Origin of the sequence: Kitasatospora sp. NPDC059571 (genome assembly GCF_042735675.1) — a bacterium.
Taxonomy (GTDB): Bacteria; Actinomycetota; Actinomycetes; order Streptomycetales; family Streptomycetaceae; genus Kitasatospora.
Window position 1 is genome coordinate 1 of sequence record NZ_JBHWBW010000418.1, and the last position, 7,142, is coordinate 7,142.

The following is a 7,142-nucleotide window of genomic DNA, read 5'->3' on the forward strand; positions in this document are numbered from 1 at the left end:
GCCGATCAGCCGCCGGTGGCGCCGTCGAGGCGCTCGCGCAGCAGGTCGGCGTGGCCGTTGTGGCGGGCGTACTCGGACACCAGGTGGCAGAGCACCAGCCGGACGGAGTACTCCTCGCCGTCCAGCACGAAGGTGTCGTCCAACCGGGCCTTCGCCAGCACCTCGTCCGCCAGCCGGCGCTCCTCCAGCAGCCGGTCGTAGTCCTCCGCCGCGCGGGCCGGGTCCAGTTCGTCGAAGTCGGCGTCCTTGGCGCCGGACTCCGCGTACAGCCGCGGCACCGGGAGGCCCGCCACCCGCTCCCGGAACCAGGTCCGCTCCACCTTCGCCAGGTGCCGGACCAGCCCGAGCAGGGAGAGGTTCGAGGCCGGCAGCGGGCGCAGCGCGAGCTGTTCCCCCGTCAGCCCCTGGCACTTGAGCAGGAGGGTGTCGCGCTGCCAGCCGAGGTAGCCGAGCAGCATCTCGCGCTCGCCGGCCACCAGCGAGCCGCCGGTACGGGTGATGTCAGGTGCGGTCCAGGTCATGGCGCGATCATGCCCGGACGGTGCCGCACCCGCCAGTGCCTTTCGCCGCACCCGGCAGTGCCGCTGCCGCCCGCCCGGCCGTGGACAGCGCTGCGGCCGCCCGCGCACCCTTCGTACAGTGGCCGCATGACCTCCGAATCCCACTACGAACTCGCCCAGTTGAACATCGCCCTGCTGCTGGCCCCGCTCGACAGCGACCTGCTCGCCGACTTCGTCGCCGCCCTGGACCCGGTCAACGCCGCCGCCGACAAGGCCGACGGCTTCGTCTGGCGGCTCTCGGAGGACAGCGGCAGCGACGCCCTGATCTACGGCGACGACCGACTGCTCGTCAACCTGTCGGTGTGGCGTGACCCCGCCGCCCTGGAGGCGTACGTCTACAGCCCGCTCCACCGCGAGGTGCTGCGCCGCCGCCGCGAGTGGTTCGCCCGCGTCTCCGAGGTGATGACCGTGCTCTGGTGGGTGCCGGCCGGGCACCGCCCTACCGTCGCCGAGGCCGAGCAGCGGCTCGACCTGCTGCGCGCCAAGGGCCCCGGCCCCGACGCCTTCACCTTCCGCGAGTCCTTCCCGGCGCCCGCGGCCTGACCCGACCTGCGCCCTGCCCCGCCCCGCCCCGCCCCGACCGGACCGGCCGGGGCAGGGCGGGCGGTGCGTCAGAGCGCGGCCGGCCGCTCGTGGACCAGCGGCGTGAAGCGCACCGGGAGGCTCACCAGGGCGCGGTGGAACGGGCCCGGGCGCCAGACCAGGGCCTCCGCCGGGACGGCGAGCTCCAGGTCGCCGAGGCGGCTGGTCAGCTGCTCGATCGCGGTGATCGCGATCAGCAGGGCCGGGTCGCGGGCCGGGCAGGCGTGCGGCCCGGCGGCCCAGGCGAGGTGGGCGCTGGCGCCGCTGCGCAGCGCGTCGTCCCCCGGCGGCGGCGCCGCCTCGGAGTTGGCCGCGGCGTAGGAGACCAGCACCAGTTCGCCCGCGGCGATCCGCCGCCCGTGGAACTCGATGTCGTACCGCGGGTAGTGGGCGGAGAAGTTGGCGAGTGGCGGCTCGTGCCACAGCACCTCGTCGATCGCCTGGTGCGCCGTCATCGCCCCGCCGAACAGCGAGCCCGCGTACCGGTCGTCGGTCAGCACCCGCAGCAGCGCGTTGCCGATCAGGTTGGTGGTGGGCTCGTGCCCCGCGCTCATGGTGAGCGTGATCTGCCGCACCACCTCGTCGTTGTCCAGCCCCGCCGGGTGGTGCAGGAACCACGAGGTGAGGTCGTTGCGGGCGTGGGCGCGCCGGTCCGCGACCATCCCGGTGACCACCGCGACCAGGTCGCCGTACGCGGCCAGGGCCTTCTGCTGGGACTCCATCATCCCGGCCATCCCGGCCACCAGCCGGTCGCTGTCCTGCGGTGCCACCCCGAACCAGGTGTTGAAGACGAACAGCGGCAACTGCCGGGCGTACTGGGAGATCAGGTCGGCCGTGCCGACGCCGTCGAAGCGCTCGATCAGCGCCGCGGCGACCTCGGCCACCCGCTTCTGCAGGGTGTGCGGCTCGATCAGCGCCAGTCCGTCGGTGATCACCTGCCGGTAGCGCCGGTGCACCTCGCCGTCGCTGAACAGCGCGGTCGGCCGCCAGCCGAGCACCGGCAGCAGCGGGGAGTCGGCGGGCAGCGGATCCCGCGCCGGCCGCGGGTCCTTGGAGAACGTCTCGGAGTCGCGCAGCACGTCCAGCGCCGCCTGATAATCGGTGACCAGCAGCGCCGTCACCCCCGGCGCCAGGGCGACCGGGGCGAGCGCGCCGAAGCCGCGCAGCCGCTCGTAGTGGCGGTGCGGGTCGGCGGCGAACGCCGGCCCGTAGAGGTCGACCGGCGGTGCGTCGTATGGGGTCACCGGGGCTCCCGGGGCAGGCCGTTCAGGACGTGTTCGGCGAGGGCGATCAGGGCCTCGGCGCTGCCCGCCCGCTCCCGCGCGTCGCAGAGCACCAGCGGGGTGTCGGGGTGCAGGTCCAGATGGGCGCGGAGCACCTCCGGCGGGTGCGCGGGCGCGTCGGGGAAGCAGTTCACCGCCACCGCGTACGGCAGCCCCTGCTCCTCGACGAGGTCCATCACCTCGAAGGACTCGGCGAGCCGGCGGGTGTCGGCGAGCACCAGCGCGCCGAGCGCCCCGCGGGCGACGTCGTTCCACAGCGGCAGGAACCGCCGCTGCCCCGGCGTGCCGAAGAGGTAGAGCACCAGGTCGCCGCCGACCGTGAGCCGGCCGAAGTCGACGGCGACCGTGGTGGTGGTCTTCCCGGGCAGCCCCGAGGCGTCGTCGACCGGCGCCCCCGTCTCGGTCATGACCTCCTCGGTGTGCAGGGTCGGGATCTCGGACAGGGTCCGGATCAGGGTGGTCTTGCCGACCCCGAAGGGGCCGGCGACCAGCACCTTCATCAGGGTCTGGTCCCGGTCGGGCAGGTAGCCGACCCGGCTACCGGAGGGTTCGGAGTCCAACGAGGAGCCTCTCCACGAGGGCGCGGTCGATCTGCTGGGCACGGGGGACGGGGGTGCGGGCCCGGAGCAGGCCCGCCTCCACCAGGTCGGCGGCGAGGAAGCGGGTGGCACTGACCGGCAGCCGCAGGTGCGCGGCGGCCTCCACCAGGGTCAGGGCGCCGTCCCGCAGCAGCGCCCACAGGGAGCGGTGCTCGGGATCGAGGCCGTCGGGGGGTTCCGAGCCCGCCGCGTGGAGCACGGTGAGCCGGTCCAGGGCGGTCCGGCCGGGCTTGCTCCGGCCGCCGGTGACCAGGTAGGCGGGCACCATGCGCCGGCGCGGGACGCCGCTCACCGTTGCGCACCGTCCGACTGCCGGGGCGGACTTGCCAGCGCCCTGGCCAGGGCGTCCACCTGCACCTGCATCTGGAAGGCGATGTTGCCCAACTGCGCGTCCGGCTCGGCGAACACCGCCAGCGAGGTGTTCTGCCCGGCGGGCACCACGATCGCGAAGCCCAGGTCGGACTCCACGACGGTCTGCGCCAGCCGCGGCTTCTCCTCGTCGGTGAAGGCCGTGGTGAAGGCCCGGCTCGCCGCGTGCAGCGTGGCCGTCATCGCGGCCACCCGCTCGGCGGAGGCCCGGTCCAGCTCCGGCGACGCGCCCTCGACCAGCCCGTCGCCGGTCGCGATCAGCGCGTGCCGCACTCCGGGCAGTTCGAGCAGCGGGGTCAGCACCCACGAGACCTCGTCGGTGGCGGGACGGCGGGACGTGCTCACTGCTCTGCTCCTTCGGTCGGTACGGCGGCGGGCTCGGACCGGTCGGCGGCGCTGCGCCCGGCGTCCGTGCCCTTCTGGAGCGCGCGCCAGCGGGCGGCGGCCTGCTCCGGTGTGCGGTCGGCGGGTGGTTCACGGGTGGCGTCGTCCGCCGCGTCGTCCGGCGCGGCGGGCAGCGGGCGCCGCCGGCGCCGGCTGGGCAGCGCCTCGGCGGCGGGTACGGCGGATACGGCGCCCGGTTCGGTGTCCGCGGGAGCGTGGGCGGACGGCTCGGCGGGGGCCGGCTGCTGCGGTGCGGCGACGGCCCGGACGGGCTGCGGGGCCAGCACCGACAGCGGCTGGTCGGCGTCGACCACGGTCAGCAGGGCCGCGGGCAGCCGGAGCATCGTCCGCATCCCGCCGTAGGGCGACGGCTCGATGTGGCAGCTGAAGCCGTACTGCCGGGCGAGCCGGCCGACCACGGCGAAGCCCGCCTTCGGCGGGTTGCCGAGCTCGGTCAGCAGGACCTCCGGCGGGCCGGCCAGCAGCCTGCGGGCGCGCGCCAGTTGGTCGTCGTCCATGCCGATGCCGCTGTCGTCGATGACGACCAGCGCGCCCCGGCCGCCCTGCTGGACGGTGACCGGCACCTCGGTGTCCGGGTGCGAGTACGCGGTGGCGTTGGCGAGCAGTTCGGCGACCGCGACGGCCACTGGCTCGGCGGCCCGGGCGACCACGGCCAGCCGCGCCTCCTTCAGATGGTTGGCCACCTTGATCCGCGGATAGCCGGGGACCCGGGACAGTGCGCCGAGCACCACCTCGGCGAGCGGCGAGTCGGCCCGGGCCAGGCCGGGCCAGGCCTCGCAGAGCACGGCGACGGTCTGGATCCGGCGCAGCGCGACCTCGTTGCGGAAGTCCAGCTCCAGCAGCCGGGGGTCGTCGTTGTCGTGCTGCACCTGCTGGACCAGGCTCTGCACCTGGTACAGCAGGGTCTGGATCTTGGAGGTGGTGCCGCGCATCGCGGCGCGGGCCGCCGCGTCGACCCGTTCGCGCTCGGCGACCACGGCGGCCGCCGCGGCCTCCAGCACCGCGTCCAGCGCCCGGGCGGCCCGCTCCCCGACGAGGTCCGGCTCCCGCACCGGGGGCACCGGCGCACCGGGGTGGCTGAGCGCCAGCGCGGCGGCCGGCAGCCGCTGCGCGGCGAGCAGGTCGATCTCGTTGAGCAGGGCCTCCGCCCTGGTGCGGACGTCCGCGGCCTCGTGCTCGCTGCGGGCGAGGCGGGCCGCGGAGTCCCGGGCGTGGTCCTCGCTGCGGGCGAGCCGGGCCTCCACCGCGCGGATGCGGTCCTCGCCGTGTGCGAGGGCGGTGGCGGCCGCCTCGGCCCGGCGGACGGCATGCCGCCTGGCCCGCGCCTGGACGCCGGCGGCGGCCGTTGCGGCCGCGCAGACGACGGCCAGCGCGAGCAGCGCGATCTGGGTCATCGAAGTCCCTCGGTGAATGGGGGTCCGGACCGCCGGTGGTGGGCGGCGGTCCGGGCTGGCGGCGGGCCCCGTGCTGTCGGTGCCCGCCCGGGGCCGCGGTGGGGCCGCGGCCGGGCCGGTCAGGCCGGCAGCTGCGCGTGGTCGTCGGCGGCGCCGCGCGGTCCGGGCAGCGTGGTCGCCTCCAGCTCCCGCGCCACCGTCGCGACCTGCGACATGACCTCCAGGACACCGGGCAGCGGGGTCGCGTCCAGGTGCCGGTACTCGGCGCCGACGGTGATCACCAGGCGCTCCGGCAGGCCGAGTTCGGGGTACCGGCGCTCGGCGATGACGGCCCGGGCGGCGTCGAGCGCCGGGACGCCGGCGGCGTGCAGGGCGTGGGCGCGCTCCTGGACGTACCGGAGGTGGTCGATGTGCGCGTGGACGCCGGAGCGGTCCAGCACCGGGCCGTGGCCGGGGACGACGATCTCGGCGCCGGTGTCCAGGATCCGGGTGCAGGCGTCGATGACGTTCTGCAGCGGCCCGGCCCAGTGCACCGGGTGGTCGCCGGGGAACCGGTCGGTGGACCCGAAGATGACGTCGCCCGCGAAGACCGCCCGCTGGCGGGGGAGGTGGACGATGAGGTCGCCCTCGGTGTGCGCCGGGGGGAGCCCGATGACGTGCACCGGGTGGTCGCCGACCCGCAGCTCCAGCTCGCCGTGGAACATCAGCGTGGGGTGGACCGGCTCGGTGGCCGACCAGTCGAAGCCGCCGAAGTGCCGGGAGAGGTACCAGCCGAGCGGGGACTGCGGGTCGCCGCCGGCGATCAGGGCGTGCTGCTGCTGGGGGGTCGGCTCGTAGTGGATGTGCTCCAGGGCCTCCCGGGTGGTGATCACCTCGGCGTCCGGCAGCACCCCGGCGCCCCACAGGTGGTCGCCGTTGGCGTGGGTGACGATCACCCGGTCGATCGGGGTGCCCGGCGCGAGGCGGCGGCTCTCGGCGAGGAACTCCCCGGCCAGCGACGGGTCGTACGGGGTGTCGATCCACGCGGCGGAGCGTGGTGAGACCAGCAGACCGCAGTTGGCCAGGCCCCAGCCCCGCTTCGGGGGGAGCCATGCGTACAGGTCTTCGGCAATCGCGCTCATGTTCGCACGGGCGGTCGTCATGGGCGTTGATTATGCCGGTGCGGGCCGCGCGGCGGGAGGCGCCCGGGCAGATCGGCGGCCCGGGCGCCCGGCACCGGACCGGACCCCGCGCGGTGGTCCATCGAGCGTGATTTCCCGACCACGGTGTGCAATTGCACTATTTGACGGGCCGTCTAACGATGGATTGCGAAGCATAACGTTTTGGTGAAGTCGCGCACGTCCCAAGTCCCCCATCATTTCGCTCCTTTGTGGATCGAAATAGGCAACTCTTGCCTCCATTCGGCAAGTTGAGGAGACGTCGACAGCTCGGGGAATTTCGTTGAAAGGCGTACCTCTTCGCGCGTAGAACACGCGTGCCCTGAGCGCTCCGACGTTCTGGCAGGATTCCCGGCACTCAACCCCTCCGAAGGAAAAGAGATGTGGTTTGACCGGTCGTAGAAGAGTGGTGAAACGGCGGCGCAGCACCCGCACGGTGCTGATCGCGGCCGCCATCGCCGCAACGGGGGTCTTCATCGGCACCGCCGTCACCGACGGTGTCCTCTCCGCGGACCGGACGCACGCGTCCGCTGCCGCACCCGGGCTCGACGCCGTCGCGGCGTCCGGACCCGCCCACGACGAGGCGCCGCAGCCGGTGGCCTCGATACCCGCCGACGACGTGCCGCGCGGCCTCGTCTACGGCGGACTGAAGGTCGCGTCCAAGGGCGACCGCTGCGTGGGCGGGGGGGGGCCCGCCCGCCCCCCCCGGACCCCCCGGGCCGGCGCCCCCCCCCCCGGGGGGGGCGGCACTAAATCGCACCCGCCCGGCGGCCACCACGAGCCGTAGGGCCCC

General features: G+C 74.8%; 9 protein-coding genes. 2 read left to right on the forward strand and 7 right to left on the reverse strand.

All coding sequences use genetic code 11. The features are described 5' to 3' along the window. Positions 1–5: 5 nt before the first annotated feature. Positions 6–521 carry a DinB family protein gene (locus ACFV0G_RS31595; protein ID WP_380555426.1) on the reverse strand — a complete coding sequence of 172 codons (516 nt, stop codon included), beginning with the start codon at positions 519–521 and terminating at the stop codon, positions 6–8. Between the two features lie 126 nt (positions 522–647). Here ACFV0G_RS31595 and ACFV0G_RS31600 point away from each other — a divergent pair, with 126 nt between their 5' ends. Continuing rightward, on the forward strand, positions 648–1,103 hold the full coding sequence (locus tag ACFV0G_RS31600) for a DUF3291 domain-containing protein (protein WP_380555428.1): 456 nt from the start codon (positions 648–650) through the stop codon (positions 1,101–1,103). A gap of 68 nt (positions 1,104–1,171) precedes the next feature. Here ACFV0G_RS31600 and ACFV0G_RS31605 read toward each other — a convergent pair whose 3' ends face one another. The 6 genes from ACFV0G_RS31605 to ACFV0G_RS31630 form a co-directional block, all read right to left on the reverse strand. Further along, positions 1,172–2,386, reverse strand: a complete 1,215-nt coding sequence (locus tag ACFV0G_RS31605) for a cytochrome P450 (RefSeq protein ID WP_380555430.1) — start codon at positions 2,384–2,386, stop codon at positions 1,172–1,174. After that, the gene (locus tag ACFV0G_RS31610) at positions 2,383–2,985 is read right to left on the reverse strand and encodes an ATP/GTP-binding protein (protein ID WP_380555432.1); all 603 of its coding nucleotides are present in this window, start codon (positions 2,983–2,985) and stop codon (positions 2,383–2,385) included. The genes ACFV0G_RS31605 and ACFV0G_RS31610 overlap by 4 nt, the downstream gene beginning before the upstream one ends. Beyond that, positions 2,963–3,316, reverse strand: a complete 354-nt coding sequence (locus tag ACFV0G_RS31615) for a DUF742 domain-containing protein (RefSeq protein WP_380555434.1) — start codon at positions 3,314–3,316, stop codon at positions 2,963–2,965. The genes ACFV0G_RS31610 and ACFV0G_RS31615 overlap by 23 nt, the downstream gene beginning before the upstream one ends. After that, the gene (locus ACFV0G_RS31620; protein ID WP_380555436.1) at positions 3,313–3,738 is read right to left on the reverse strand and encodes a roadblock/LC7 domain-containing protein; all 426 of its coding nucleotides are present in this window, start codon (positions 3,736–3,738) and stop codon (positions 3,313–3,315) included. The genes ACFV0G_RS31615 and ACFV0G_RS31620 overlap by 4 nt, the downstream gene beginning before the upstream one ends. Then, complete coding sequence (locus tag ACFV0G_RS31625; RefSeq protein ID WP_380555438.1) at positions 3,735–5,192, reverse strand: ATP-binding protein; 1,458 nt, start codon at positions 5,190–5,192, stop codon at positions 3,735–3,737. Before ACFV0G_RS31625 ends, ACFV0G_RS31620 begins: the two co-directional genes overlap by 4 nt. Before the next feature lie 119 nt (positions 5,193–5,311). Then, positions 5,312–6,334: an MBL fold metallo-hydrolase gene (locus ACFV0G_RS31630; RefSeq protein ID WP_380555440.1), complete on the reverse strand. Its 1,023-nt coding sequence runs from the start codon at positions 6,332–6,334 to the stop codon at positions 5,312–5,314. Positions 6,335–6,737: 403 nt separating this feature from the next. Between ACFV0G_RS31630 and ACFV0G_RS31635 the strand changes: the two genes are divergently transcribed. Next, entirely contained in the window at positions 6,738–7,136 is a 399-nt protein-coding gene (locus tag ACFV0G_RS31635; RefSeq protein ID WP_380555442.1) for a hypothetical protein, read from the forward strand. Positions 7,137–7,142: the final 6 nt, after the last annotated feature.

Coding starts and splice junctions, on each gene's coding strand:
- ACFV0G_RS31630 (WP_380555440.1), bottom strand. CDS start 6,334: ATGACGACCGCCCGTGCGAACATGAGCGCGATTGCCGAAGACCTGTAC.
- ACFV0G_RS31625 (WP_380555438.1), bottom strand. CDS start 5,192: ATGACCCAGATCGCGCTGCTCGCGCTGGCCGTCGTCTGCGCGGCCGCA.
- ACFV0G_RS31595 (WP_380555426.1), bottom strand. CDS start 521: ATGACCTGGACCGCACCTGACATCACCCGTACCGGCGGCTCGCTGGTG.
- ACFV0G_RS31600 (WP_380555428.1), top strand. CDS start 648: ATGACCTCCGAATCCCACTACGAACTCGCCCAGTTGAACATCGCCCTG.